The sequence below is a fragment of the Citrobacter sp. C13 genome, assembly GCF_014596815.2.
GTDB lineage: Bacteria > Pseudomonadota > Gammaproteobacteria > Enterobacterales > Enterobacteriaceae > Citrobacter > Citrobacter portucalensis.
In genome coordinates, this window is record NZ_CP115024.1 from 2,168,100 (window position 1) to 2,194,097 (window position 25,998).

General features: G+C 51.5%; 19 protein-coding genes and 1 pseudogene. 4 read left to right on the top strand and 16 right to left on the bottom strand.

What is annotated here, in order from left to right:
• Window positions 1-16: 16 nt before the first annotated feature.
• The 10 genes from dhaM to IB222_RS10435 form a co-directional block, all read right to left on the bottom strand.
• On the bottom strand, window positions 17-1,447 hold the full coding sequence (gene dhaM, locus IB222_RS10390; protein ID WP_149384894.1) for a dihydroxyacetone kinase phosphoryl donor subunit DhaM: 1,431 nt from the start codon (window positions 1,445-1,447) through the stop codon (window positions 17-19).
• A 10-nt stretch (window positions 1,448-1,457) separates the two neighbouring features.
• Window positions 1,458-2,090, bottom strand: a complete 633-nt coding sequence (dhaL, locus tag IB222_RS10395; RefSeq protein WP_020996617.1) for a dihydroxyacetone kinase subunit DhaL — start codon at window positions 2,088-2,090, stop codon at window positions 1,458-1,460.
• A gap of 11 nt (window positions 2,091-2,101) precedes the next feature.
• Window positions 2,102-3,172, bottom strand: a complete 1,071-nt coding sequence (gene dhaK, locus IB222_RS10400; RefSeq protein WP_003833521.1) for a dihydroxyacetone kinase subunit DhaK — start codon at window positions 3,170-3,172, stop codon at window positions 2,102-2,104.
• Between the two features lie 275 nt (window positions 3,173-3,447).
• Window positions 3,448-5,559, bottom strand: coding sequence for a hypothetical protein (locus IB222_RS10405; protein WP_149384895.1), 2,112 nt, complete (start codon window positions 5,557-5,559; stop codon window positions 3,448-3,450).
• Between the two features lie 38 nt (window positions 5,560-5,597).
• Window positions 5,598-7,457 carry an STY4199 family HEPN domain-containing protein gene (locus tag IB222_RS10410; protein WP_126317872.1) on the bottom strand — a complete coding sequence of 620 codons (1,860 nt, stop codon included), beginning with the start codon at window positions 7,455-7,457 and terminating at the stop codon, window positions 5,598-5,600.
• A gap of 396 nt (window positions 7,458-7,853) precedes the next feature.
• Window positions 7,854-9,128 carry a Glu/Leu/Phe/Val dehydrogenase gene (locus tag IB222_RS10415; RefSeq protein WP_020996616.1) on the bottom strand — a complete coding sequence of 425 codons (1,275 nt, stop codon included), beginning with the start codon at window positions 9,126-9,128 and terminating at the stop codon, window positions 7,854-7,856.
• A gap of 322 nt (window positions 9,129-9,450) precedes the next feature.
• Window positions 9,451-10,419 carry a spore coat protein U domain-containing protein gene (locus IB222_RS10420; protein WP_149384896.1) on the bottom strand — a complete coding sequence of 323 codons (969 nt, stop codon included), beginning with the start codon at window positions 10,417-10,419 and terminating at the stop codon, window positions 9,451-9,453.
• Between the two features lie 13 nt (window positions 10,420-10,432).
• The gene (locus tag IB222_RS10425; protein ID WP_149384897.1) at window positions 10,433-12,718 is read right to left on the bottom strand and encodes a fimbria/pilus outer membrane usher protein; all 2,286 of its coding nucleotides are present in this window, start codon (window positions 12,716-12,718) and stop codon (window positions 10,433-10,435) included.
• A gap of 55 nt (window positions 12,719-12,773) precedes the next feature.
• Window positions 12,774-13,496 carry a molecular chaperone gene (locus tag IB222_RS10430; protein WP_149384898.1) on the bottom strand — a complete coding sequence of 241 codons (723 nt, stop codon included), beginning with the start codon at window positions 13,494-13,496 and terminating at the stop codon, window positions 12,774-12,776.
• Window positions 13,497-13,510: 14 nt separating this feature from the next.
• Window positions 13,511-13,939: a spore coat protein U domain-containing protein gene (locus IB222_RS10435; protein WP_348925920.1), complete on the bottom strand. Its 429-nt coding sequence runs from the start codon at window positions 13,937-13,939 to the stop codon at window positions 13,511-13,513.
• A 157-nt stretch (window positions 13,940-14,096) separates the two neighbouring features.
• Between IB222_RS10435 and IB222_RS10440 the strand changes: the two genes are divergently transcribed.
• Window positions 14,097-15,244 (top strand): IS3 family transposase gene (locus tag IB222_RS10440; RefSeq protein ID WP_113772681.1). Its coding sequence is split into 2 segments (ribosomal slippage): window positions 14,097-14,334 and window positions 14,334-15,244, totalling 1,149 coding nucleotides; the frame shifts between segments, so codons are not numbered across the junction.
• An 18-nt stretch (window positions 15,245-15,262) separates the two neighbouring features.
• Here IB222_RS10440 and IB222_RS10445 read toward each other — a convergent pair.
• From IB222_RS10445 to pth, 3 genes and pseudogenes are all read right to left on the bottom strand, one after another.
• Window positions 15,263-15,481: pseudogene (locus IB222_RS10445) on the bottom strand (Arm DNA-binding domain-containing protein); the annotation flags it as partial.
• 215 nt (window positions 15,482-15,696) lie between these two features.
• A complete protein-coding gene (gene ychF, locus IB222_RS10450; protein ID WP_003020818.1) occupies window positions 15,697-16,791 on the bottom strand; it encodes a redox-regulated ATPase YchF in 1,095 nt (364 codons plus the stop codon).
• Between the two features lie 115 nt (window positions 16,792-16,906).
• On the bottom strand, window positions 16,907-17,491 hold the full coding sequence (pth, locus tag IB222_RS10455; RefSeq protein WP_003020814.1) for an aminoacyl-tRNA hydrolase: 585 nt from the start codon (window positions 17,489-17,491) through the stop codon (window positions 16,907-16,909).
• Between the two features lie 274 nt (window positions 17,492-17,765).
• Between pth and ychH the strand changes: the two genes are divergently transcribed.
• A complete protein-coding gene (gene ychH / locus IB222_RS10460) occupies window positions 17,766-18,047 on the top strand; it encodes a stress-induced protein YchH (RefSeq protein WP_003833480.1) in 282 nt (93 codons plus the stop codon).
• A 126-nt stretch (window positions 18,048-18,173) separates the two neighbouring features.
• Here ychH and lysC read toward each other — a convergent pair whose 3' ends face one another.
• Window positions 18,174-19,535, bottom strand: coding sequence for a lysine-sensitive aspartokinase 3 (gene lysC / locus IB222_RS10465; protein ID WP_149384842.1), 1,362 nt, complete (start codon window positions 19,533-19,535; stop codon window positions 18,174-18,176).
• Between the two features lie 608 nt (window positions 19,536-20,143).
• On the opposite strand from lysC, the gene IB222_RS10470 reads away from it, so the two are divergent.
• Window positions 20,144-21,529, top strand: a complete 1,386-nt coding sequence (locus tag IB222_RS10470) for a diaminobutyrate--2-oxoglutarate transaminase (protein WP_126957259.1) — start codon at window positions 20,144-20,146, stop codon at window positions 21,527-21,529.
• 15 nt (window positions 21,530-21,544) lie between these two features.
• Window positions 21,545-23,008: an aspartate aminotransferase family protein gene (locus tag IB222_RS10475; RefSeq protein ID WP_149384843.1), complete on the top strand. Its 1,464-nt coding sequence runs from the start codon at window positions 21,545-21,547 to the stop codon at window positions 23,006-23,008.
• A 98-nt stretch (window positions 23,009-23,106) separates the two neighbouring features.
• On the opposite strand, the gene dauA is transcribed toward IB222_RS10475, so the two are convergent.
• Window positions 23,107-24,762, bottom strand: a complete 1,656-nt coding sequence (gene dauA / locus IB222_RS10480) for a C4-dicarboxylic acid transporter DauA (protein ID WP_003833472.1) — start codon at window positions 24,760-24,762, stop codon at window positions 23,107-23,109.
• Window positions 24,763-24,913: 151 nt separating this feature from the next.
• Complete coding sequence (gene prs, locus IB222_RS10485) at window positions 24,914-25,861, bottom strand: ribose-phosphate diphosphokinase (RefSeq protein WP_001518537.1); 948 nt, start codon at window positions 25,859-25,861, stop codon at window positions 24,914-24,916.
• Window positions 25,862-25,998: the final 137 nt, after the last annotated feature.

Consider the following 25,998-nt stretch of genomic DNA (forward strand, 5'->3'; position numbering starts at 1 on the left):
AGGGTGTGCTTCGGAATCAGTTTGCGCGGGTTATCCGCTGTGTGACACAGTCAATGGTCAGTGTATCGCCCATCTTGATGCTATCGAGAGCCGCGCCTTGCTGACACATCCAGCACAGATCCATTTCACGAGCGATAATCGCCGGATGCGAGGCTTCGCTGCCGTCCCGCAGGCAGATACCTTTGATGGTCTTCGGATCGAGTTGCAGTACCGTAGACGGATAAATGACATCAGCGACCAGGATAGTGGGGCGCAAAAATGCGGGAATTTGTGCGCTCTCTCCCGTCAAATGCTGCAGTGAACGAGACAGCAAATCTTCAATATCAATGTATCGCGCCTGCAGATAAGGATCATCGAGCTGTAAATACTGCTGGCTGAGATCGCTCAGCACCTGATGCCAGGCCCAGGCGGCGCTGCACTGCTTTTCGCGCATTACATCGCAGGCCATTTCAAAAAGTTCAGGATCGTCCAACAGCGTGTGGTGACCGGAGAAGATGGCAGCGATATCTGCGGAATATCGTTCTTCAGCAAGTGCGGTGAGTTCGCTCAGATCGTTCAGCGTACTTTGGATGGCGGTCTGTAATCGCTGCTGCTCAGCCTGGAGTGATGCGGCTAACTGCGGGTTTACCTCGGGTGAGAACGGCGTGTAACAGAATGCCGTCCCCGTGACTTTTGAGGGAGCCTGAGCTGCCTTGTTATCAGCATTAGCGGACTCGAGCGATTCACCAAAATTCTCTGCTGCCAGCTGTTTAAATGCGGCTAGCGCATCCTCTGCCTGTTCGCCTTTGGCAATCAGGCGCAGCGTGTCATTACAGCGAACCTGCAGCAGAGCTATCTGATTCAGGCTATCAGGAACCACACACTTGCCGTTTTTCTCCAGCCACATGTCGGCGTTAAAACCAGACAACGCGGAAACCAGCCGCGAAGCCGGGCGAACGTGGATGCCGTTAGGGTTTTTCACCACAATGGCAACAGAACGGGCATCTGCATCGGGAGACTGTACAGCAGATGCGGGTTTCGCTGCGGATGGCGAAGGTAAACCCAGTTGCTCACATTTGGCGTCGAGGGCGTTCATGGCATCACTGATGACCCGATCGATATCAGCACCCGCGGCGGCGCTAACCGTCGCGGCCAGTGTGCCTTCAACCAGTGGTGCTGCGCACAAACGCACTTTGGCGGCAATGCCAGGGTCGAGCAGTTCCAGCGCGGTTTCCGCACTCAGTAATGCACTACCGATATCCATCATCACCAGCACGTGGTCCGTATCGGCCACGGACTCGATGGCTTCCATCACCTTGATCGGATCGGTGCCAATCGGATTCTCAGGATCATCAATGCCTGCGGCAATGGCGATTTTGCAATCACCGCCCATTAACATCTGCCGGGCCAGCGCACCGACGCCTTCGCCCAGTTGGGCGCTGTGAGAAACAATAACCAGGTTTACCATCGCTTTATCCTTACTCTCTGGACGCCTGAGCCAGCATTTGCATCATAAACATCACCGATGTTGCGCCGGGATCCTGATGCCCAATACTGCGCTCACCAAGATAGCTGGCACGGCCTTTGCGAGCCTGCATGGTGATGGTGCTTTGTGCTGCGGCTTCCGCTTGCTGGCTTGCCGCTTCCAGCGCTGCTTGTACACTCAGTTTCTGCTCGCAGGACTGGCGTAAGGACTCGACTACTGGCAGCCAGACGTCGCACATGGTTTTGTCGCCAGGTTCAGCCTTACCGCGGCTAATCACACCTTCTGCGCCATCACGCATCATTTGATACAGCTCTTCAAGCGTCAGGCTTTGATGAGCCTGAGTCACCTGAGCGGCGCGAATAAAAAAGGTGCCAAACAGCGGTCCACTGGCCCCGCCGACGCTTGAGAGCAGCACCATACCGGTGTTTTTCAAAATAAAGCCGATGTCTTTGTCTGCGATGGACGGCAGCTTTTCAACGACTTTGCTGAAACCACGATGCATGTTCAGACCGTGGTCGGCATCGCCGATCTCCCGGTCAAGTCCGGTGAGAAAATCACTTTCTGTGGTGAAGATCTCGCCGCAACGATAGAGCCAGTTAACAATTTGCGTTCTGTTGAGGGACATCATAAATCTCCTTATTTACCCCAGTTGAGAGCAGGGGTGTGAACCGGTGCATCCCATAAGCTCAGCGTTTCGTCATCTACCTGTAACAGGGTGATCGAGAAACCGGTCATATCCAGAGAGGTACAGTAAGAGCCGATCAGGTTGCGCTCAATGACAATGCCTGCATCCTGACAACGGCTTTCGAGGCGGTTATATACGCCGAAGAGTTCAGACAACGGCGTCGCGCCGAGATTATTGACCAGCGCAATAACGCGATCGCCACTCTGTAACGCCCGCTTGCTTTCTTTACCTTCCTGCCACGCGCCCTGGACGTTGTCCCAGTGGCGGAGTGTACGGCTGTAGTTACCGTTTTCCAGCAGGGTATCGAACATTTCATCAACGGTCTGATCGAGAGAGGTGAAGGGGCGACGGTCTATGCCCGGTTCCCCGTGGATACCTACGCCAAATTCCATTTCGTTATCCTGCAGCGTGAAAGACGGTTGTCCGGCGGCTGGAACGGTACAGGCACCAATGGCTATGCCAATGGAGTGGCCCTGGTTATTCAGCTTACGGCCCAACGCCGCACAGGCTTCCAGCGAATCACCACGTTCGGCGGCCGCGCCGACCAGTTTTTCGATCAATACGGTATTCGCCACGCCACGTCGACCGGCGGTATACAAACTGTCTTTCACCGCCACGTCGTCATCCACCACCATGGTGGTGACTTTGACACCGCTTTCGTGCAGCAGCTCGGTAGCGGTTTCGAAATTAAGAATGTCGCCGGTGTAATTTTTGATTATCAGCAGCACGCCTTCGCCACCGTCAATTTGCATGGCGCATTCGAACATTTTATCCGGCGTGGGTGAGGTAAAAATCTCACCCGGGCAGGCGCCAGAGAGCATGCCCTGACCAATGTAGCCGCAGTGCATAGGTTCGTGTCCGCTGCCGCCACCGGAAAGCAGTGCCACTTTGCCCATCACCGGCGCATCTGCGCGGGTGACATATACCGGATCCTGATGCAATGCCAGGGAAGGATACGCTTTCGCCAGTCCGGCGAGTTGTTCATTCAGTACGTCTTCAACACGGTTGATCAATTTTTTCATTATTTATGCTCCGCAGACAGTCCTGGATGGCTGCCAAATTCGGGCAGGCATCTGATGTAGGGTATCGGTTGGTTCAACGTCACGGCGACCGCTCGCTGCCGATAAGGTAATTTTGCACACGGGTACGCAAAAGAAAATTGCTGTGAAGGGCGTTTCAATACGGAACATTAGCATCTTTTAATGTTCCATATTGAAACGTAGTGGTGCATAAAACAGCGGAAGTGAGAGATGCGGCAAAGTTTATGCTGACGGCATCATGAGTAAAACGTTATTCCTTACTCTTCTTTGCCATTAAAATCGAAAAACCAGAACAAGATAAAACCAATAAAACCAAAAATTAGCAGAATAGCCAGGGTATAGACTTCATATCGCGCGGCATCTGCAGCAATCGCCTGTAACTTGTCCATTGCTGGGGCTGGCTGCTCTTTGAATAGCATGAGTTGCCATTCATAAAGGTTTGTTGTTTTTATCTCTTTAATCGGTTCCCAAATATGGTTAGCCGCCGCGCCGAGTGCTAAAGCAGAAAACAGTGCGCCGTAAATACGTTGGCGTTTTTCCTGACGCTGACTAATAGCCTGGCGCATGAGCTGATCCAATTGCTCTATCTGCGTCATGAGCTCCTGACGTTGCTCAGACAATCCCCACTGCCGAGAGAGATCTTCACTCAGCTGGTTATGTAGGGCATCGTTGCCGACTAAAGCACCTTTATTCATGGCTTTTAGCGCCTGGGCTTTGGTTTCCAGCATCATTTCGGACCAGTCAGATAGACGACGAATTTTTCCCTTTCGGTTGTGTTTTTGCTGCGACTCGAGCAGATCCTTGAGCCACTGTCCAATCTGTTGGGCAGAGTTCGCCAGAAAATTTTCATACTCATGGCTTACATCCGCTACAGAAATGGCCGCTTTAATCAGTATCGCCAGATGTTTATCCTCTTCTTCGCGACAGAAGATTGTGACGCCATGACGGTGAGCGACAACCAGAATATTGCTGTACCATTGGCAGTGGTACTCGCTGGTGGGGGGGAGATCCGCAGGACTCCTAACGACGCGCGTGCTATCGCTCTGTGCTGCCAGCCAGGCATGAAAGGTGGGGGTATCGATCATTCGCATCAGCGGGACGATCGTAATATCACCACCCTCCGGGATGCGATGCTGATAGACACGAATGCATTTACCTTTTGTGCGGCAATCAAGTTCGGGTAAAGCTATTGGCACAATGGCGTTATCAAGATAACGGGTAAAATAATTTTCCCAGATTGCGGGCAAAACGTCTTTTTGCCAGGTCAGTTTCGAGCCGGGCTCTCCGGGCGCAAGCTGCTTCGGTGCCGCAATTAGCGTCATTCTGCCTTGATCGTCGTACCAGGGTTGGTTCGGTGCGCCTGGGATCAATTTATCGCTTCCGGCCAGGCGATAGCTTTCGAGAAAACGCGGAGTATCGTGCGGGCGTAGTCCTTGCCAGGCCACATCTTCACGTTGTTCCAGAGCGGACCACAGGGCATCAAGGCGTGTCCCCTGAATCGGGTTGAGCGAAATAACGATATCATTTCCCGTACCCACTTCTCGCGGTCGATAAATGGCCAGCAACCCAAATCCATTGTGCGTCCAACTGCGTTCTTTATCGCAGCGCGCGAGAATTTTCAACATCCCAGAAGGGAGCGTTTCGGTAATAAACAATGCATCAACCACCGTTTGCCGCCGGCCTGTGCCGAGATCCAGCAGGAGTTGGCAGGTAACCGAACGCTTGATCACGTGTTGGTAAATCTGTTGCTCATACGCCAGACTTGCGACCGCACTTGCATAACATTGCGTGTGCATGGGCATAATGCCTGCGGTGGGGTCTGGGTTGGCTATCATCATATCGCTCAACAGGCGAAGGCAGGCCAGCATGTTGTGGCGAACAACGACAGTATCATCCATGGATTGCTCGCACAGTCTGCTATGCGCGAGTGCGGATAACAAGCAAGCGGCAGAACGAGTTGTATCATCACCGTCCAGATAAATACCGCTTTCCCATGCGGTGACGTATTCCAGCCACGGATGTGTTGATAGCGACAGCGAACCAGCGGCATCGAGATGGTTCAAAAACAGCAACAGCGTAAAACAGGTATCCAGAGAGAAATCTTCGATAACGATTCGTTGTATTCCCTGGACACTTGAGAGTTTACTGCGCCATATAGACCATTGACGATCGTCGGCATTTGCCACCAGTTCACTCACCGAATTGTAGTGACCTGCACGGTATCCTTTGTTATTGAGCGCGACACCCTTATGGCTTTCCGTATCATTGCCGTCGCCCAATCCGATCAGTAGGCTGCCTGCCGGTGCATCACGCTGCGACGGATTGAACTCGAAAGTAAACAGCGGCCATGCATTATTGAATGCGAACATAAAATTCTCTTTCGATGAATGTGTTGTTGGATCGCTCATTATTTGACTACGTTATAAATGACCCGTTGTGAGCGACTCCAGTTATCGCCAATCGCAATATTGGGTTCATGGTTTTCTTGTTTTACGCAGTAGTTCTTAACCAGGCTTTTTAACTCTGCCTCGTTGAGTGTGCCGAACATCAGACGCGTATTCAGTTCTTTCAATAACACATCATGGAGTGAATAAGTGGTTGGTCTTTGCAGTGAAAATTGCGCCGCGTCAGCCAGTAACTCACGCGCATTATCGGCCATCAGACGGCGCTCACAGCGACCTGCAGGTTCATTTTTGGCCATTTCTTCATCGTAAGCTTTCTTCTGGGCTTTCTCAAAATTAAGCGCTCTGTCGAGTTCCGCTTTAATACCCTGAACATCCTTGGCAGAAGAACAGAATGTTTTTAAATAACGAATCTGTATGGGGGTCAGCGTGCCATTGTGGTCCGCTTGCTGACGTAATTTACCGGCCATTCTGAGGCAGCCGTTTTTTTCATCCATCAACGATGCTGATTGTAATAGGGCATTCAACGTTTCCTGGCGATCTTCCAGTAATGCGGCTTCGGCATAATACAGTTTCCAGCGCATGCCTCCGGCAAGAAACAGATTGACAACCTGGGTATCACCGCGATCGATAGCGGCGCGAAGATTTTTTTCATCCCAGGCAATGCCGATATTCGCCAGTTCTTTACGCGGATCGTTACTGGTTTCTTTTTTCGCCCCAGCAACCGTTTTACCCACTTCCCCGAGATCGCTACGGATGGACTCCGTATTCACCAGCGTCTTGGTTGAGGTTCCGAAAGTCAGTACTGAGCCAACAATAATGACGACGATACCGCCCAGCACCCAGGCTACTCGATTGCGAATGATGCGCGTATCAATTTTGATTTTTCCAATATCCTGAGCCTGAGCCACCAGATCATCCTTTATTTCCTGAACGTCACCGCCGAGATCTTCAATTTTTTGGGCTGTCTGTTCGAAATAGTGAGCAACCTCAGCATTGCTGTCATCAAAAAAGCGATCAGGGTTAACTTTTACCCGGCCTTCGTCGAAGGCCTCCTGTACCGGCTCAGTAATTTCTTGGTAATAGTAATTCACCAATGTTGTTTGGACGGAGGTTACCCGCTTATGATGCGCCAGACGGTTGCGAATTACGCGAATATCGTCAAGAAAGGTATTCAGTGTTCTACGTTTATCGTTAACAAAGCTGAGCAAAGGGGTATATTGATAAAGTGGAGAGTAGTGGATGGGATATTCGTCTTTATCAATAAATAGTGAGGCGAGTTCACTGAAAAGGGTACCGCTCAATACGTCATCACGATCGGCAACGTTGAGCCATTTTTTTACACGTTCCTGACCAAATAGTTTGTTTAAGTGCTCAAGTAGGGCTTGTTGGTTATTGTACGCTTCATTAATTAAACTACGAATGGTCAGCTCTAATGCTCGTACCTGCTGCAAACTACGTAACTGCTTTTCTTCGCCTTCGTTATGCAGCGTCGTTGAATAAGTTAATTGAGGCTGTTTTTCTCGCAAATATTCGAGCTGCCACAAAAAACGCAACGCGGCAATGGTCAGATTTCTGTCGGCAGGCTGGCCATCTGTATTTCTGCCGAGCCATTTGTTCAAGGTGCGTAATGCCGCAAGAAAGCTCGCCATTTCCTGCTCATTATAGTTAAACCGGGCCGCTACACTGCTCCAGTTGCCCAATCTCTCTCGGGCTTTATCAAGTGAATAATAAAACGTATCAGGCGAAAGTTGCGTGGGGGCTGGCATACCCAGCAGGGATAAGATTTGTGGAAATGCGCTGTCGAAAAGAGACAGGCAACGAGTAAAATCGTTGTGCTCAGAAGCAGATGAATGATCGACCATTATATTCTCACGTGGTTATTCGCTGAGTTTTCCCGGCCCGATCTAATCGCACTGTGTCAGGCAACTTTCCCTGCAGCCAGAATGCCATAATTCGACAATTATTCGGGATTTTTAATCAGTTCGTCAATATATATGGGGGGCGTAATATTGGTAGTAGACATTGCAACCAATAATGCGTTGCTATGGGTTCTTAACGCAAATTATGGTTGCAGCGATGGAATTTAATGTTTATTGGCTAACAAAATGCGCAGATATTGGGTAAGTAAAATGCAGAAAGCGGGGCAGATGAATCAGGCTACTACACGCCAATAATGCCACAAATAATGCAGCATTATTGGCGTAACTCACGACTGGCGTTTATCGTCGGTCAAAAACGTTGGCGTATCTGACGTCGTATTAGCCCGGATAAATTCCGCGATCTTTACGTGCCAGCAGAATGCGTTCGCAGGCAACAATGTAGGCTGCGGTACGCAGGGAGCAGGATTTCTCAGCTGCTTTTTCCCATACGTGCACCATCGCATCAGTCATGATTTTGTCCATGCGATTGTTGATCTCTTCTTCACTCCAGAAGAAGCTTGCCATGTCCTGGACCCATTCGAAGTAGCTGACGGTTACGCCGCCTGCATTACATACGACGTCAGGTACCACGATGATACCGCGGCTTGCCAGCATATCATCGGCATCCGGGTAAGTCGGGCCGTTAGCGCCCTCAAGTACCAGTTTGCAGGTCAGCATTTCTGCACGCTGACGGGTAATCTGTCCTTCCAGCGCGGCAGGGATTAGGATATCCATCTCCACGCTCCAGAAGGCTTCGCTGGCGATGGTTTCAGCGCCCGGGAAACCGGCAATCTGTTTGTGCTCTAACTGCCAGGCAGACAGCGCGGTCATGTCGATACCCGTGGAGTTAAACAGCGTTGCGGTGTGATCCTGAATAGCGACGACACGCGCACCCGCTGCGGCGAACAGGCGGGCGGCTTCGCTGCCGACGTTACCAAAACCTTGTACCGCCACGCGAGCGCCTTCAACTTCAATGTTCGCACGACGCGCAACTTCCAGACCGCTGACGAAAACGCCGCGACCGGTGGCTTTATCACGGCCTAACGAGCCGCCGAGGTGAATAGGTTTACCGGTGACCACACTGGTCACGGTGGTGCCGTGGTTCATGGAGTAGGTATCCATCATCCAGGCCATGACTTTTCCGTTAGTACCTACATCCGGGGCAGGAATGTCTTTCTGCGGCCCAATGATAATGCCGATTTCGCTGGTATAACGGCGGGTTAAACGCTCCAGTTCACCTTCAGAAAGTGAGAACGGATCGACGCGCACACCGCCTTTGGCTCCGCCGTACGGCAGATTCAACGCTGCGCATTTGATGGTCATCCATGCAGACAGGGCCATCACTTCATTAAGATCAACATCAGGATGATAACGCACACCGCCTTTGCCCGGACCGCGGGAAAGGTTATGTTGCACGCGATACCCTTCAAAATGACGGATAGTGCCGTCATCCATCTGCACTGGGATATCGACAATCAGCGCGCGTTTTGGGTGGCGCAGGGTGTCCACCCAATGGGAAAGTTCGCCCAGGTAAGGGGCCACACGCTCGATTTGTTGCAGGTAGGTATTCCAGGCAGATGTGCTGCTATCTGAAGCGTAAGATAACTTATCCATGATAAACCTTAGTTATAAAAGTAATATGTTCTTAATTTGGCCGTGGTATACAGTGAATCTCACCATATAAACCTAAATTTAACATTTTTTTCATAGAACAGCCTGCCTGGCTAACACGGATTATCAGTGTGAGTAGTGTGGGCTTTGGCTTGGAGGTGAATAGTTATTCTTTATTTTGGCTGTCATAGCGGTTTTTTTGCGGTTTATGTAGTTTAATATGCATAACTTGTAAAAATCGCAATTTGTCAGATTTATGACGCACCTCTAAAAGTAAATAATATGATAATAAAATGTGTTTGCTTTATTGCTGTTAAGCTGGGCGTCAGTAGGTCACGGCGATGGTGACAGTATCGGCATAGTTGTCTGGCGTGTAGTTCGCGCTGGGAACGGTGGCGTAAACCGGGTAGGTAGTCGTTGTCCCCGTGCCGCTGCCCGCAACGGTATTAAGCGCAGTATTGCCCCAGATCGTACCGGAAGGACCTGGCGTCGAACTAAGCTGGTAGGGGACTTTATCCGTATTTGACCCCGTGCCTGCCATCACGCCGCTGCCTGCAGTATTGCCGTTGGAGGGTTGAAGTCCGATGGTGTAAGGCGTGTTATTAGAGCAGGCTACGCCTACGTTATTTGACGCCGTGAGATTACGACCCGTTCCGCTGGTGGGAGCAAAGCTGATGTTAGTCGCGGAGGTGATATTACACTGTTTGCTGACAGCAGCTGTGACGGTGAAAGGAAACCTGGCGGCAACGGTATCACCACAGGTGGTCGGCGGGAAAAGCAATCCAGGATTAAGGGTGACAAGGGCTGTCGCCGCCGTATAGCTATCCTGATAGTTTCCGGGGACGGCGGCGATTTGTGGCGTGACGATCTGCGCCGATACCGTGAGTGAACCTGTCACTGGCGTCAGATTCAGCAGGTTAAGCTGTACCATGGGAAAAGTGGTTCCCGACTGATACTGGCTGCCCCAGACTTTGGTGCGCCCGCTATCCTGGTAAAGCTGGTATGCCAGCGTTCTGGCGGGGTTTCCGCTTAACGACATATTTCGCGGTGTCACCTGGCCACTGACGGCCGAGGCGCCAATATTAAAACAGAGATTGATCCCTGCCAGCACGTCACCAAGCTCTTTGGTGCAAGTGTAACTGAACGTCATTGATGACGTTGCGCCTGTCGCAGACAGTGGATTGACCGAACCTAAATTTATGGGTTGCACATTGCTCACCGAACAGGTTACCGCATGGCTAATTGCCGGACAAAAAAGTACGGCAGCGATGAGTAGCAAATCTCTTAACCTCATGAGCGCACTCCTGTTAGTGTGGGCGACAAACCAGTGGGCCTATTTGCGTAATCCCCTTTGCTGACGCGGGATAGTCAAATTGCACGCGACAACTACCGGTGTCCGTCTCAACGCGCAGCGTGTTGTGCTGCTCCAGGGTGTCGAACCATGTCATTCCATCAAAGCCAACGACAGACGATTGTCCTTTTCCGTTGATGGCGTAAGCCATGCTGCCTTCAGGAATTGGCTTACCCTGATTATCGACGAGGATAATCTGCGCAGCGCGGACGGGGGTGATGCCAAAGCTAACCAAAGTACCGGAACGATCGGCTGGCGTGGCATTCGTCTCAACGCGTGTGATCCGCACATTGGTGGGGAGATCCATCGGGTCAATACTGATCAGGTTTTTTTGATAACTGTTGAGCGGCGTGACCAACAGTAGTCCCTGGTCATCGCTTCGACCAATCAGGTTATTTTGCAATTTGACCGGAACATCAGGCACGCCGTCAGTTGAAACCACGGCAAAACCATTATTGATTTCTCTTGCTGCAAACAGGCCGCCTCCCATGGTCACCAGCGATCCGGTTGCGCCTGCATAACCGTAATGGTTATCCGGTAAACGGCTGAATCCCGCGTACGCTTTACCATAACGTCCCAGATATCCCACTTCTCCCTGGCCACTTTGCCGGGAAGCCTGCTGACTGGCGGCCAGATTCCAGCCCCAGCCGCCGTCGGCAGGGGGCGTCAGGCTGGCATTGAGCTGGTAGCCGGTTTCGTCGTTGGTACGTTGTAGGGTGCTGCTGGCGCTCAGATTGTTGTCGGTCGTGATCGTCACCATCAAATAGAAACTGCGATCTCGGTTATCGTCAATGTTCTGATTGAATCCGGCATTCAGTGAAATGTTGTCTGTAACAGACTTAAACCAGCTGGCGTTGGCGTAGCGCACCGCATTTTCGTGTGGATAACGAAACTGCAAATAGCTCAGGCTGACATTACCGGCTGCTTCCAGCGAATAGCCAATAACAGTGTTGCTGTTAAGCGTGGGGGGCGGCTCGCCGTAATGGGTGGCGACATCGCGATAATCTCCGGAAGTTGCCGTGGTACTGGTACTGAAATTAAACCGTTCGCCGGACCAACGGTAACCAAAACTGTACAAATAACCGTTCTTTCCTGAGTCGGTACTTGCGGCAAGTGAGGTCGAAAACGTGCCGCTGCGGGGTCCCGGGATCCAGTCGTTACTGAAGCCCGCGTTAATCAGTCCATCGCTGGTTTCCGCGTGAGTCCCGGCGGTGAACGTATTGCGAAACCCGCGACGCCACGTAGCGCTCAATACCGGTGCGCTGGCATAATCAAAAGAGGAGTAACCATAATTTTCGCGTACCGTGCCTAATTCTGCCGACCAGGCGGTTAATCCTTCCCGCAGGAGTTGCTGATCGTTGTAGAACGAGAAATTTTGTACGCTCGTTCTGCCCAACGCATCTGTCATCATCACCTGACCCGTTCCCGCGCCGCTGATGTTAGGCATTGTGTTGATCTGAAAGCTACCTGCGGGGACTTCTCCGTTGTAGTACCTGACGCCGTCGACGTACAGCTCAACGTTTGACGGTAACGTCGCGGATCCCAGATATGCTGGAAGCGGGGTGGTTGGCATATAGGGCTGCAACCCAAAATCGGTGCCTATCTGAATGCCGCCGATTCGCGTCGGTCGGGACCAGATGAGTGAACTTGTCAGGGTATCGCCAACGGTTAACGCCAACATCGAATCAGGAAATGACGTACGCCAGCTGGTATCAAGGCGCTCTACGCTGTTATCGGCATATTCCTCGGTAGAGTACTGCGTCAACTGGGTGGTGCTGAGCACGCCGGCCGCATTGAAGGCGCGAATTTCGCTGAAGGTATTGATTGCGCTTTCATCCCCCTGTTGCGTATAGATATCATAATTGAGCAGCGCCCCGCGTGATGTTGTTGCCGTTGGCACGGTTTCGGTGGGCGAGTTAAGCTGCGTGGTCGCAAGATCGAGTGAACTGAGTGGCGCAGTAAGCGAGAGCGTTTGCAACTGAACGTTGTAGTCAATGGTTAGCTGGGGGATATCGTTCAGGCCGACGGCGTTAGTGGCGTCTGGAGCAAAGCGAAAGCCCATTTTACGCAGAGTATCTGCTCCTGCATAAAGCTTTCCATTATCGTAGCCAAAATGTACCAGCCCAACGGGATTTCCATTTAAGGTGACGTCGAGATACAAATCGACACCCGTAATCTGCGAGGCGCTATTAATAACACCACTTTCATTCTGGTTATTATTCAGCGTTTGTGCGCAAACCATTCCCGATATTAATACTCCATTGAGAAAGCAATATTTCACCAGAAGCCAGGATCTGTTACAGATCTTGTACTGTTTTTTGGCCATTGATTGTGACTTCAACTTTCCCGCCATAATGATTATTCCTGGCTGACGGGGAGACTATCCAGCGCATTGTTGAGCCGGGTAAAACGTAGCCTAATAGTCCGGGTGTAATGACTTTTTTAGTACCATCAGGGCTTATAAATGTTGCAGCAGATAACTGTGCATGCCCATTTCCCTGATTACTGACTTCAATAAATTTTTTGCCATCCAGTTGTTGTAATTTCCATTGTAGTTTTGCCTGCGTTTGTGCCGCTGATGTTGGTTGAATGAAAACAGGAACAGAATAATGCAGCACAAACTGAAGCTTGTTTTTTTCTACTTTTACAGGCGGTAACTCATCTATCGACAAACGATAAGCGTCTTCGGCATGTGACGAGGGAGGGCTTGTGCGAATAACTCGAATCAACTGACGTTCTCCTGGGGCTAATGCCAACATCGGCGGGCTAATCACCAGCCCCTGAGAGGGGGAAAGTTTGTCGTCATAAGCGCTTTGACTCCAGCGAAAAACCCGAACCTGGGCATTGAGCACATTTTCACCCGCGTTACTCAGCCAGATACCATCGGCATTTTGCGTCGCTTGCAACGTTAACGTGACCGGGGCTATTTGCAGTCCGCTGGCGGTGGCTAGATTGACGCTCGCAACCATCCCTAGCAGGCATGCGCAGGCACACTGCTTTACAGGCAGTTTTACTCTCATATGGCTTCCAGAAGTTAGTAGTTAACGTTAACCGTTATCGTATCGGCATAGTCGTCAGGAGTGAAGTTGGCGCTCGGTGCGGTGGCATAAACAGTATACGTTTGCGCCAGACCTGTACCCGTCGCCGCTACCCCATTTCCTGGTGCGGTGTCGGTGGCGGTATTCCCCCACACCGGACCTGTTGCTGACGTACGATTTAGCTGATAGGGCACTTTATCGGTATTGGTGGCAGCGTTAGCTACGGAGGACATGGCGCCCGAACCCGTTGTCGTCCCTCCATTGGCAGCCGACGGTGCCAGACCGATAAAATAGGGCGTGGTTTTTGAGCAATTAATTGAAATAGTGTTGCTTGCACTGGTATTTGTCGCCGTGGTATTCACCGGACCAAGTGTAATATTTGAAGCCGAACCAGCAGTCACGGTACAGGCTTTCTGAATCGTCATCAGTACCTGAAATGTTCCGTTAACGGTTGCTGCATTTGCCACTGATATAATGGAAAAGGCGCAGCAACAAAGAATTAAGCGTTTGTCTAAGACTTGAATCGCCACGGGTTTAACAGACACCTCAGAGTCATTTAAGATGGCTTAAAGAGAGGTGCCCATGAGCGGTAAGCGTTATCCCGAAGAGTTTAAAACTGAAGCAGTCAAACAGGTTGTTGATCGCGGTTATTCTGTTGCCAGCGTGGCAACACGTCTCGATATCACCACCCACAGCCTTTACGCCTGGATAAAGAAGTACGGTCCGGATTCTTCCACTAATAAAGAACAGTCAGATGCTCAGGCCGAGATCCGTCGTCTCCAGAAAGAGCTGAAGCGGGTTACCGACGAACGGGACATATTAAAAAAAGCCGCGGCGTACTTCGCAAAGCTGTCCGACTGAGGTACGCCTTTATCCGTGACAACACCTGTTGCTGGCCTGTTCGCCTGCTCTGTCGGGTGCTGGATGTTCATCCCAGTGGTTTTTACGCCTGGCTTCAGCAGCCGCATTCTCAACGCCATCAGGCAGACCTGAGACTGACAGGACAGATTAAACAGTTCTGGCTGGAATCGGGATGCGTCTATGGTTATCGCAAAATCCATCTGGATCTGCGGGACAGCGGGCAACAGTGCGGAGTGAACAGAGTCTGGCGACTGATGAAACGTGTCGGGATAAAGGCTCAGGTCGGATACCGGAGCCCGCGGGCACGTAAAGGCGAGGCCAGTATCGTGTCGCCCAACAGGCTCCAGCGACAGTTCAATCCGGATGCTCCTGATGAGCGTTGGGTAACAGACATAACCTACATCAGGACCCACGAAGGCTGGCTGTATCTTGCTGTGGTTGTTGATCTGTTCTCACGCAAAATTATCGGCTGGTCCATGCAATCCCGGATGACAAAGGACATTGTCCTGAACGCACTGCTGATGGCTGTATGGCGGCGTAATCCCCAAAAACAGGTGCTGGTTCATTCGGATCAGGGCAGTCAGTACACAAGCCATGAGTGGCAGTCTTTCCTGAAATCACACGGCCTGGAGGGCAGCATGAGCCGTCGCGGTAACTGCCATGATAATGCGGTTGCAGAAAGCTTTTTCCAGTTGTTGAAACGCGAACGGATAAAGAAAAAGATCTACGGAACGCGGGAAGAAGCCCGCAGTGATATTTTTGATTACATCGAAATGTTTTATAACAGTAAGCGTCGGCATGGTTCTAGCGATCAGATGTCACCGACAGAATATGAAAACCAGTATTATCAACGGCTCGGAAGTGTCTAGATTATCTGTGGCGATTCATTGTTTACGCGCTTGCTCACATTTTTCGCGAGCTTCGGCAAGTTTGACCGTTGGGTACTCACCCAACGCGAACATGCTGGATTTGCCGTTGAGTTTAAACCGATAGCGCCATGCCTTTTTGCCGTTGGGTTTCACTTCGAGGTAGAGACCATTGAAGTCGTTGAGTCGATAGAGTTTTTCTTTCGGCTTAGCAGTGCGGCATTGCGTATCAGTGAGCATAGCGAGTCCTTGTCTATTTCTTATACCGCTATTGTACTCACTTAAAATGAAGATGGAAGAATGTTGTACTCATCAATGTACTCATTTTTGACAGCGTTTTTACGAGATGAGTTGAGACGCTATGAAATGAAAAATCCACGCAATTGCGTGGATTTTATAGGGTTTTATAGTTGTTATGAGATTCAGTGAAACCTCACGAGACAACAAATTTTATTTTAGACGTTGAACAGGAAGTTCATGATATCGCCATCTTTGACGATATAGTCCTTACCTTCGGCACGCATTTTCCCAGCTTCTTTCGCACCTTGCTCACCTTTATAGGTGATGAAATCTTCAAACGCGATGGTTTGTGCGCGGATAAAGCCTTTCTCGAAGTCGGTATGGATTTTACCGGCTGCCTGCGGAGCCGTGGCACCGACAGGAATGGTCCAGGCACGGACTTCTTTCACGCCAGCAGTGAAGTAGGTCTGCAGGTTCAGCAATTCGTAGCCAGCACGGATAACGCGGTTCAGGCCCGGCTCTTCCAGACCCATTTCAGCCATGAATTCTTCACGGTCAGCATCATCGAGTTCAGCGATGTCAGCTTCAACGGCAGCGCAAACGGCAACCACAACAGAACCTTCGGCAGCCGCGATTTCGCGCACTTTATCTAGGTATGGGTTGTTTTCAAAACCGTCTTCGTTGACGTTGGCGATGTACATTGTTGGCTTCAGCGTCAGGAAGCTCAGGTATTTGATGGCCGCTTTGTCTTCGTCAGTCAGCGTTTTCAGCGCGCGCAGCATGCCAGCGTTTTCCAGCTGTGGCAGGCATTTTTCCAGCGCAGCCAGCTCTGCTTTAGCGTCTTTGTCGCCGCCTTTGGCCTTCTTCTGCACGCGATGGATAGCGCGCTCACAGGTATCGAGATCGGACAACGCCAGCTCGGTATTGATAACTTCAATGTCGTCAGCCGGATCCACTTTGTTATTAACGTGGATGATGTTGTCGTTTTCAAAGCAACGCACCACGTGGCCGATAGCTTCGGTTTCACGGATGTTGGTCAGGAATTGGTTACCCAGACCTTCACCTTTGGACGCACCTTTTACCAGGCCGGCGATGTCGACGAATTCCATCGTTGTTGGCAGGATACGCTGCGGTTTGACGATTTCGGCCAGCTGATCCAGACGCGGATCGGGCATCGGGACAACACCGGTGTTCGGCTCGATAGTACAGAACGGGAAGTTTGCCGCTTCAATACCCGCTTTTGTGAGCGCGTTGAACAGGGTGGATTTGCCTACGTTTGGCAAACCGACGATACCGCATTTGAATCCCATGTTTAAATCACCTTAATCTTTTGATATTCAACCTGTTATGGAAAACAGATTGTAGAAATGTAAATAACTTTGCCTATTATACACAGCACGCGAGAAAAATGCCGCACATCGCTGCTTATTGCGCTTTAAAGGTGTGTAACCGGCTCGTCGCTTTGGTCAGGCCGTCTTTGAACAAAATCTCGGTACAACGTGCCGCTTCGTCAATTGCTTCATCAATTAACTTCTGTTCTGAAACAGGCGGTTTGCCTAAAACAAATCCGACAACTTTGTTTTTATCGCCCGGATGGCCAATTCCAACGCGTAAACGATGAAAGTTGGGGTTATTACCTAACTTGCTGATGATGTCTTTCAGGCCATTATGTCCGCCATGACCGCCGCCAAGCTTAAATTTGGCCACGCCAGGGGGCAGGTCTAACTCATCGTGTGCGACCAAAATTTCATCGGGGTTAATACGATAAAAACTGGCCATCGCACCGACAGCCTTGCCGCTCAGATTCATAAATGTGGTTGGCACCAGCAGACGGACGTCTTCACCTTCAAGCGTAACTCTGGAGGTGTAGCCGAAGAATTTCGGCTCATCGCGCAGGGGAGCGCGTAATCTTTCTGCCAGCAGATCGACATACCATGCGCCTGCATTGTGTCGCGTTGCCGCATACTCTGCGCCGGGGTTCGCCAGGCCAACAATCAATTTAATCGCCACGTGTTTTGTCCTGAGTGTTTCGATAAACGACGTGTAGTTTACTGTCTGACGCTGCTGTTGACAAAAAACTGCGTGCTTATCGCAAAAAGCTGAATAATTGCAGAAATGGACTATTAGAAAATGAGTGTGTTCAGTGGCTTATTTGTAAAGTTTTGTTGCGTGAGTGTTTGTAATTGTGATCGCTCCCGCACTTGCGAACGGCAGTGTTGTCTATACTTTACACATAAGGATTAGGGGTATTCCCTGTAACAACCCAAAGTTCCGGAGGTGACACATGAAACGCAAAAACGCTTCGTTACTCGGTAACGTGCTCATGGCTTTAGGGTTGGTGGTGATGGTGGGTGGTGTTGGTTACTCTATTTTAAACCAACTGCCGCAATTTAATCTGCCACAGTTTTTCGCACATGGTGCCGTGCTCAGTATTTTTGTTGGTGGTGTCCTTTGGTTGGCGGGTGCCAGAGTGGGGGGGCACGAACAAATCAGCGATCGTTACTGGTGGGTGCGCCATTATGACAAACGCTGCCGTCGCGGTGATACCAATCATCGGCATAACTAAATAGCTCTCCCAACTCGGAGTGCGGTTGTTTGAACACAAAGTCCTGGTTTAAAAACCAGGGCTCTGCTTGTTCGTCAGTACTGGATTAAACGACTTCTACCTTTGGTGGCATACTACAAAGAAACGTTATTCGAATAACCAATAATGTAACGCTTTGATCGCGCTGTCTGCATTGTCAGCCGGTAACAGGATGCTCAGGTTGTCGTTTGACGCCCCATGGCAAATCATTCGTACCGTATGCTCTTCAAGCCAGGCAAAAACGTCTTTGCAAACTCCCGCAGCCTGTGTGAGTTGATTCCCCACCAAAGTGACCAACGCCAGTCCGGTTTCCACTTCCACACGACAGTGGGAGGACAAGGCGGTAAACAATGCGGTGGTCAGCACATGGTCTTCACCTGAGGTTGCATGAGTGGCGTCCAGCGCCAGCGCAATACTATTCTCTGAGGTTGTAACCAAATCCACCGCGACCGCATGGCGAGCTAAAATGGCGAAGGACTGCGCCAGGAAAGAACAGGAAGGTTGCTTCTCCAGACTGTGTAACCGCAACAGCGTCTGTTTACGACGAACTGCGAGCGCACGATAGCGAGGTGGATTATCGGTGGTGTTGTGCACCAGCGTACCTCCGGCGGCAGTATCCTTACTTGAGCCAACAAAGACCGGAATGCTTTTACGCATTGCCGGGAGCAGTGTCGCCGGGTGGAGGACCTTCGCACCGTAGGCGGCCATATCGCTGGCCTCGGAAAATGAGATATGGTCGATTCGTTTGGCCCGCGGCGCAATGCGTGGGTCGGTGGTGTAGATCCCTGCGACGTCGGTCCAGATGTCAACGCGTGCGGCGTGAAGTGCCTCACCGAGAAGTGTTGCCGTGTAATCACTACCGCCGCGTCCAAGCGTTGTGGTGTGTCCTGCGGCATCACGCCCGATAAATCCCTGAGTCACCATAATCGCTTGCTCAAGACGAGGACGCAGGTGAGTCTCCACCTGGTGGTGCAGTGTGCCAAGCTCGGGTTCGGCACAGCCGAAGTTCGAGTTAGTACGCATCACACTACGGGCGTCAAACCACCCAGCCTCGGCATGCCGTTCACGTAAGACTTCAGTAAAAAGTAGCGAGGACATCAGCTCGCCATGGCTGACTAATTCATCGCTTAACGCATCAGACGGCGAAACCATCGCCGTTTGTGCAAGACGACGTATGTTGTTGAGAAGATTATCGATTTCCGTACTGATAACGGACGGCTGCTTCAGGCGGGAAATAATGTTGTATTGAATGGCGCGTAAAGTCTCAATCTTATCTAATTGTTGATGTGTTTCCAGACCTTCAGAAAGCTCAACCAGTAAGTTTGTCACGCCTGCTGAAGCAGACAAAACGACTAAACGGACATCTTGATCAGCAAGGACAATGCTGGCGCTTCGATTCATCGCATCAAAATCAGCGACGCTGGTGCCGCCAAATTTGGCAACGACGGATGGTGGATAAATGCGAGTCATAACAATCTCATATCAGGGCGCCATAAAAGTATGGCTAGAAAATTTTCATTCTCGGCATAAGGGAACGAAGTTCGCCTTACGAAATGTCCGCCCGCGAACATTTCTGCTGACAACCCAGGGAATACCTGTTGTCGATAACGCGTGTCGCCTGTACGCGTTATCGGGTGCTGCGCATTAATTTTATCTACATAGCCTGTAAATAAGCGCGCCATACTAAGTGATTTATATTTAGGGATCGACTTTTTTATTCGATTTATCGACAAATAAGTGAAAAATCATGTCATCACAAGATATCGCGAGCATCATTAATGGTAAAAACGTGTAAAAAAATAATAAAAACACGAAAATCTCATGGTTTTTATTAGATTGTCTGCGTTGCAATTAGCTACAACATTGTTAATTAAATAGATATGTTTCTTTAGGATTTAGTAATGGCAAATGGTTGTTACGCTTTGAATTTTAAGGGGAAAGTTGTTATTTTTAATGCCGAAAAATAAATGATTGAGTCCTAAGCTAAAACAACATATATTAGCCGCGCTTTTTTACAGGTAATCCTTATAACCATTTATTCAATCAGGTGTTAATCTACACCTGGTTGTAGGAGTGATATGATGACGGATAAAGTCCGTATTGATACTTTAAGTGCTAATTCATTACCACAGAGCAATGATACCTTTTTAGCAAGACAGGCTGAGTTTGAATCTAATGTCCGCAGCTATCCACGTAAACTGCCATTAGCGATCGCTAAAGCGCAGGGCGTCTGGATTACTGATGTAGAAAATAATCAATATCTTGATTGCCTGGCAGGTGCCGGAACCCTGGCGCTTGGTCATAACCATCCTGAAGTGCTGCAGAGCATTCAAAGTGTCATCACAAGCGGCTTACCGTTACATACGCTTGACCTTACCACGCCGTTAAAAGATGAATTCTCATCATATTTACTTTCTTTATTACCGGGTCAGGGCAAAGAATATTGCCTGCAGTTTACCGGGCCGTCCGGTGCCGATGCCGTTGAAGCGGCGCTGAAGCTGGCGAAGAAAGTCACCGGCCGTTCCAGCATCATCAGTTTCTCCGGCGGCTACCACGGGATGACCCACGGCGCGCTGTCCGTGACCGGCAACCTGTCGCCGAAAGAAGCGGTCAGCAACATGATGGCGGAAGTGCAGTTTATGCCGTATCCGCATCAGTACCGTTGCCCGCTGGGTATCGGCGGCGACGCTGGCGTCAAAGCATTAACCTACTACTTCGAAAACCTGATCAACGACGTTGAAAGCGGCGTGCGTAAACCGGCTGCCGTGATCCTCGAAGCGGTGCAGGGTGAAGGTGGCGTGAACCCGGCTCCGGTCGAGTGGCTGCAACGCATTCGTAAAGTGACGCAGGAGCACGGCATTCTGCTGATCATCGATGAAGTTCAGGCTGGCTTTGCACGTACCGGTAAACTGTTCGCCTTCGAACATGCCGGTATTGAGCCAGATATCATCGTGATGTCCAAAGCGGTTGGCGGCGGTCTGCCGTTGGCGGTGCTGGGTATTAAGAAGAAGTTCGATGCGTGGGCTCCGGGCCACCACACTGGCACCTTCCGCGGCAACCAGCTGGCGATGGCGACCGGTCTGACAACGCTGAAGATCCTCAAAGACGACAAGATTGCCGATAAAGTTGCTGCCCAGGGCGAGTGGCTGAAAGGCAAACTGGCTGACCTGCAGAAACGCTACCCGGTTATCGGCCAGGTGCGCGGTCTGGGTCTGATGATCGGTCTGGAAATCGTGAAGCCGAACGAAGCGCAGGATCACATGGGCTGCTACCCGGCCGATGGCGAACTGTCCGCGTTGCTGCAGAAAAAATGCTTCGAAAATGGGCTGATTCTGGAGCGTGGTGGCCGCAACGGTTGCGTGCTGCGCCTGCTGCCGTCACTGCTGATCACCAACGCTGAGCTGGAAATCTTCCTCGATAAATTCGAAAACGCCCTGCTGGGCGCTGGCGTGAAGCCGGTTTAAACGGAGTTGGATTGAATGTCAGACGTAAACCCGATTCTGTCCGGCTCGGCGCAAAGCATTGCAGCTTATCAGGACGCTATCGAGCAGAGTACGCAAGCGGTCGTTGAATGGTTGAAGCAGCCTGAGATGTATAAGGGTAAAACCGTTGAGCAACTGCGTGAACGTATCAACCTGAATTTTACGTCTCAGGGCCTGGGCAACCAGGCCGCTATTGAGCGTGCGGTTGAATACTTTCTCAAAGACAGCTTGTTGGTTCACCATGCGCAGTGCGTGGCGCATCTGCACTGCCCGAGCCTGGTAATAAGCCAGGCGGCGGAAGTGCTGATCAACGCCACCAACCAGAGTATGGACTCCTGGGACCAGAGCCCGTCGGCCACCATCATTGAGATCAAGCTGATCGAGTGGTTGCGTGAGCAGGTTGGATACCCGACAGGCGATGCGGGCGTATTCACCAGCGGCGGTACACAGAGTAACCTGATGGGCCTGATGCTGGCGCGTGATGCTTTCTTCGCTCGCCAGGGGCACTCCATTCAGCAGGAGGGTCTGACCGGTGATCTGAGTAAAATCAAAGTGTTCTGCTCTGAAAGCGCGCACTTCTCAGTGCAGAAGAACATGGCGCTGATGGGGCTGGGCTACCGTTCCGTCACCCAGGTGAAGACCGATGCGTTTTCACGCATGGATCTGGCTGACCTGAAAGACAAGCTGGCCCAGGCGAAAGCCAACGGCGAGCAGGTGATGGCAATTGTCGCCACTGCCGGTACTACCGATGCGGGCGCAATCGATCCGTTAGCGGATATAGCAGCGCTGGCGGCAGAACATCAGATCTGGATGCACGTGGATGCAGCATGGGGCGGGGCGTTACTGCTTTCTGAGAAGTACCGTGACTTCCTGAACGGCCTTGAGCTGGCCGATTCCGTGACGCTGGATTTCCACAAGCAGTTCTTCCAGACCATCAGCTGCGGTGCGTTCCTGTTAAAAGATGCGCGCCACTACGAGCTGATGCGTTACCAGGCGGCGTACCTGAACTCTGATTTCGATGAAGAGGCTGGCGTACCAAACCTGGTATCGAAGTCGCTGCAGACCACGCGTCGTTTCGATGCGCTGAAGCTGTGGATGGGCCTCGAAGCGCTGGGCAAAAAGCAGTATGCCGAGATCATTGATAACGGTGTGACGCTGGCGCGTGATGTTGCTGAGTTTGTCAAAACCCAGCCGCATCTTGAACTGGTGATGGAACCACAGCTGGCAAGCGTGCTGTTCCGCTTCCGCCCGCAAAGTGACGACGTGGCATTTGTCGCGCTGCTGAACCAGCGTATTGGCGACGTTCTGCTGGCTTCTGGTAGCGCCAACGTCGGCGTGACCGAAGCCGATGGTGTCACCTGCCTGAAGCTGACGCTGCTGAACCCTACCGTGTGCCTGGAGGACGTTAAAGTCCTGCTGGCAAGCGTGAAGGCAACGGCTGAGCAACTGCTGAACGCGTAAGCAATAAGCTTATTATAAAAAATGGCTCCCACGTACGGGAGCCATTTTTTTGTCTGTCATTTGTAATCCGGTGGCGTTTCGCCTGGCCGGGCTACACGTTAGCGGATATCTGCTAGCGCAGCATCTTTATTCGGGAAGAACGTCAGACGCCCGGCAATCGGCTGAATACCCGCGCGCGCCATGGTACGTAGCGGCTGGAATTCCAGATTACTGATGCGTAATTCACAACCTTCCGGCAGACGTTTTACAAAGCGCTGGAAAGCGTCCAGACCACCGGCATCCAGTACCGGGACCGCGTCCCACTTCAAGACTACGATGCGTTTACCTTCAATACGCGACTCGAGATCGGTAAATAATCCTTCCGCCGCGGCAAAGAACAGCGGACCAATAACGCGCAGCACCAGCACATCGTCCGGTACGTCTACGTTGACCGGCGCCAGACGCGTCATGCGCGCAATACGACGCATAAACAGCAGAGAAGCGAGAACGATACCGACGCTGATGGCAATAACCATGTCGAACAGCACCGTCAGCGACATACACATCAGCATGACAATGATGTCGTCTTTCGGCGCATGACGCAGCAAATCCACCACTTTATGCGCTTCACTCATGTTCCATGCCACCATCAGCAGTAGGGCGGCCATGGCGGAAAGCGGTAACCAGGAAAGCAGCGGTGCAAGTACCAGCAGGGCGAGGATCACCAGAATCGCGTGGATAACCGCAGAGATTGGCGAGGTCGCCCCAGCGCGGACGTTTGCCGCAGAGCGGGCAATTGCTGCTGTGGCGGTGATGCCGCCAAAGAACGGTGCCACGATGTTACCCAGCCCCTGGCCAATCAACTCGCTGTTAGCTTTATGCTTGGTGCCGGTCATCCCATCGAGTACGACGGCGCACAGCAGAGATTCAATTGCCCCCAGCATCGCCATCGAGAAGGCTGCCGGTAACAGCGCCTGTAACGAGCTCCAGCTCAGGGTAAAGTTTGATTCCGGCATATTCCACGGCAGGACCAACTGCGGCAGCAGTTGTGGGATACCGTTACCCTGTGAGCCGTCAGCCAGAATATAGTGGAACTGCGAACCAATGGTGGCGACATGGCCGCCGGTCAGGTTCACGATACCCATTACCGCACAGCCAGCCAGCAGCGCGGGAAGGTGGCCCGGCAGTCGGATCCCCAGGCGCGGCCAGAAAATCAAGATCCCTAGCGTCACTACGCCAATGGCGGCATCACCGAAGTTAATGGTTGGCAAGGCCATAAACAGCGCGCCAACCTTCTGCAGATAGTGCTCCGGGACATGGGCCATCTGCAGGCCAAGAAAATCTTTAATCTGCATGGTACCGATGGTAATACCAATACCCGATGTAAAACCTAACGTTACCGACACGGGGATATATTCGATCAGGCGGCCAAAACGAGCGAGGCCGAAAAGGATCAGGAATATCCCGGACATCAGCGTGGCAACCAGCAGGCCTGCCAGCCCAAACTGTTGCGACACCGGATACAGAATGACCACGAAGGCGGCGGTCGGGCCAGATACGCTAAAGCGTGAACCGCCGGTAAGGGCGATAACAATCCCAGCGACGGCTGAGGTATACAGGCCGTACTGTGGCGCAACGCCACTGCCTATTGCCAGGGCCATCGCCAGCGGAATGGCAATGATCCCAACGGTTATCCCGGCGATCAGGTCACGGGTAAAGCGAGAGGCAGTATATTTTTCTTTCCAACAAGCGTCGATGAGGGCGCGGAAAGGCATCACATGTGAGGAAAATAATCTGTTCACAATAATGTTTCATCCATGAGCGCATCATCTGTCAACTAAATGGCAGGTGAAGGAGGCATAAGTCATACAAATAAGTATTGCAGATAAAAAAACCCGCCGCAGCGGGTTTTTGAGCCGGGCTCGATTAATGCTCGAACATAGCAGAGATGGATTCTTCGTTGCTGATACGACGAATCGCTTCGGCCAGCATACCCGACAGGGTCAATGTACGCACGTTTGGCAGTGCTTTGATTTCGTCAGTCAGTGGAATAGTGTCACAGACAACGACTTCATCAATCACTGAGTTGCGCAGGTTGTTTGCCGCATTACCTGAGAAGATCGGGTGAGTAGCGTAAGCAAATACGCGTTTAGCACCACGTTCTTTCAGTGCTTCTGCTGCTTTGCACAGCGTACCGCCGGTATCGATCATGTCATCAACCAGAACACAGTCACGACCTGCAACGTCACCAATAATGTGCATCACCTGAGAAACGTTCGCACGCGGGCGACGTTTGTCGATGATAGCCATGTCGGTATCGTTCAGCAGTTTAGCGATAGCGCGGGCACGCACGACGCCACCGATATCCGGAGAAACCACAATCGGGTTGTCCAGGTTCAGCTGCAGCATGTCTTCTAACAGGATCGGGCTACCGAATACGTTATCAACCGGTACGTCAAAGAAGCCCTGGATCTGTTCAGCATGCAGGTCAACGGTGAGGACGCGGTCAACGCCAACGCTGGACAGGAAATCAGCGACGACTTTAGCGGTAATCGGTACACGAGCGGAACGTACGCGACGATCCTGACGTGCATAGCCGAAGTAAGGAATAACGGCGGTGATACGGCCTGCGGAAGCACGGCGCAGCGCATCAACCATAACGACCAATTCCATCAGGTTGTCGTTAGTAGGGGCACAAGTGGACTGGATGATGAAAATATCACCACCGCGTACATTTTCATTAATTTGTACGCTGACTTCGCCGTCGCTAAAGCGACCTACAGCGGCGTCGCCGAGTGAAGTGTACAGGCGGTTGGCAATACGTTGTGCTAGTTCCGGGGTGGCGTTACCAGCAAAAAGCTTCATATCAGGCACGAGAAGAACCTCAGGCATGCGTCCATTGGTGGAAAGAATCTGCCGAAAACTGTGCGGGCCAGGCAGTATCCTCTCCATGCGGTGTATTAAAGAGCGCGATGCAACGTCTGGAACAGGGTGACGTTGTCACCGCAACT

Bases quoted from the DNA above. Each gene is read 5' to 3' on its own strand.
- IB222_RS10410 (WP_126317872.1), bottom strand. From the start codon at position 7,457: ATGGTCGATCATTCATCTGCTTCTGAGCACAACGATTTTACTCGTTGC.
- IB222_RS10415 (WP_020996616.1), bottom strand. From the start codon at position 9,128: ATGGATAAGTTATCTTACGCTTCAGATAGCAGCACATCTGCCTGGAAT.
- IB222_RS10475 (WP_149384843.1), top strand. From the start codon at position 21,545: ATGTCAGACGTAAACCCGATTCTGTCCGGCTCGGCGCAAAGCATTGCA.
- ychH (WP_003833480.1), top strand. From the start codon at position 17,766: ATGAAACGCAAAAACGCTTCGTTACTCGGTAACGTGCTCATGGCTTTA.
- dauA (WP_003833472.1), bottom strand. From the start codon at position 24,762: ATGCCTTTCCGCGCCCTCATCGACGCTTGTTGGAAAGAAAAATATACT.
- IB222_RS10435 (WP_348925920.1), bottom strand. From the start codon at position 13,939: ATGACGATTCAGAAAGCCTGTACCGTGACTGCTGGTTCGGCTTCAAAT.
- IB222_RS10405 (WP_149384895.1), bottom strand. From the start codon at position 5,559: ATGTTCGCATTCAATAATGCATGGCCGCTGTTTACTTTCGAGTTCAAT.
- dhaL (WP_020996617.1), bottom strand. From the start codon at position 2,090: ATGTCCCTCAACAGAACGCAAATTGTTAACTGGCTCTATCGTTGCGGC.
- IB222_RS10425 (WP_149384897.1), bottom strand. From the start codon at position 12,718: ATGGTTTGCGCACAAACGCTGAATAATAACCAGAATGAAAGTGGTGTT.
- IB222_RS10470 (WP_126957259.1), top strand. From the start codon at position 20,144: ATGATGACGGATAAAGTCCGTATTGATACTTTAAGTGCTAATTCATTA.
- lysC (WP_149384842.1), bottom strand. From the start codon at position 19,535: ATGACTCGCATTTATCCACCATCCGTCGTTGCCAAATTTGGCGGCACC.
- IB222_RS10430 (WP_149384898.1), bottom strand. From the start codon at position 13,496: ATGAGAGTAAAACTGCCTGTAAAGCAGTGTGCCTGCGCATGCCTGCTA.
- dhaK (WP_003833521.1), bottom strand. From the start codon at position 3,172: ATGAAAAAATTGATCAACCGTGTTGAAGACGTACTGAATGAACAACTC.
- ychF (WP_003020818.1), bottom strand. From the start codon at position 16,791: ATGGGATTCAAATGCGGTATCGTCGGTTTGCCAAACGTAGGCAAATCC.
- dhaM (WP_149384894.1), bottom strand. From the start codon at position 1,447: ATGGTAAACCTGGTTATTGTTTCTCACAGCGCCCAACTGGGCGAAGGC.
- IB222_RS10420 (WP_149384896.1), bottom strand. From the start codon at position 10,419: ATGAGGTTAAGAGATTTGCTACTCATCGCTGCCGTACTTTTTTGTCCG.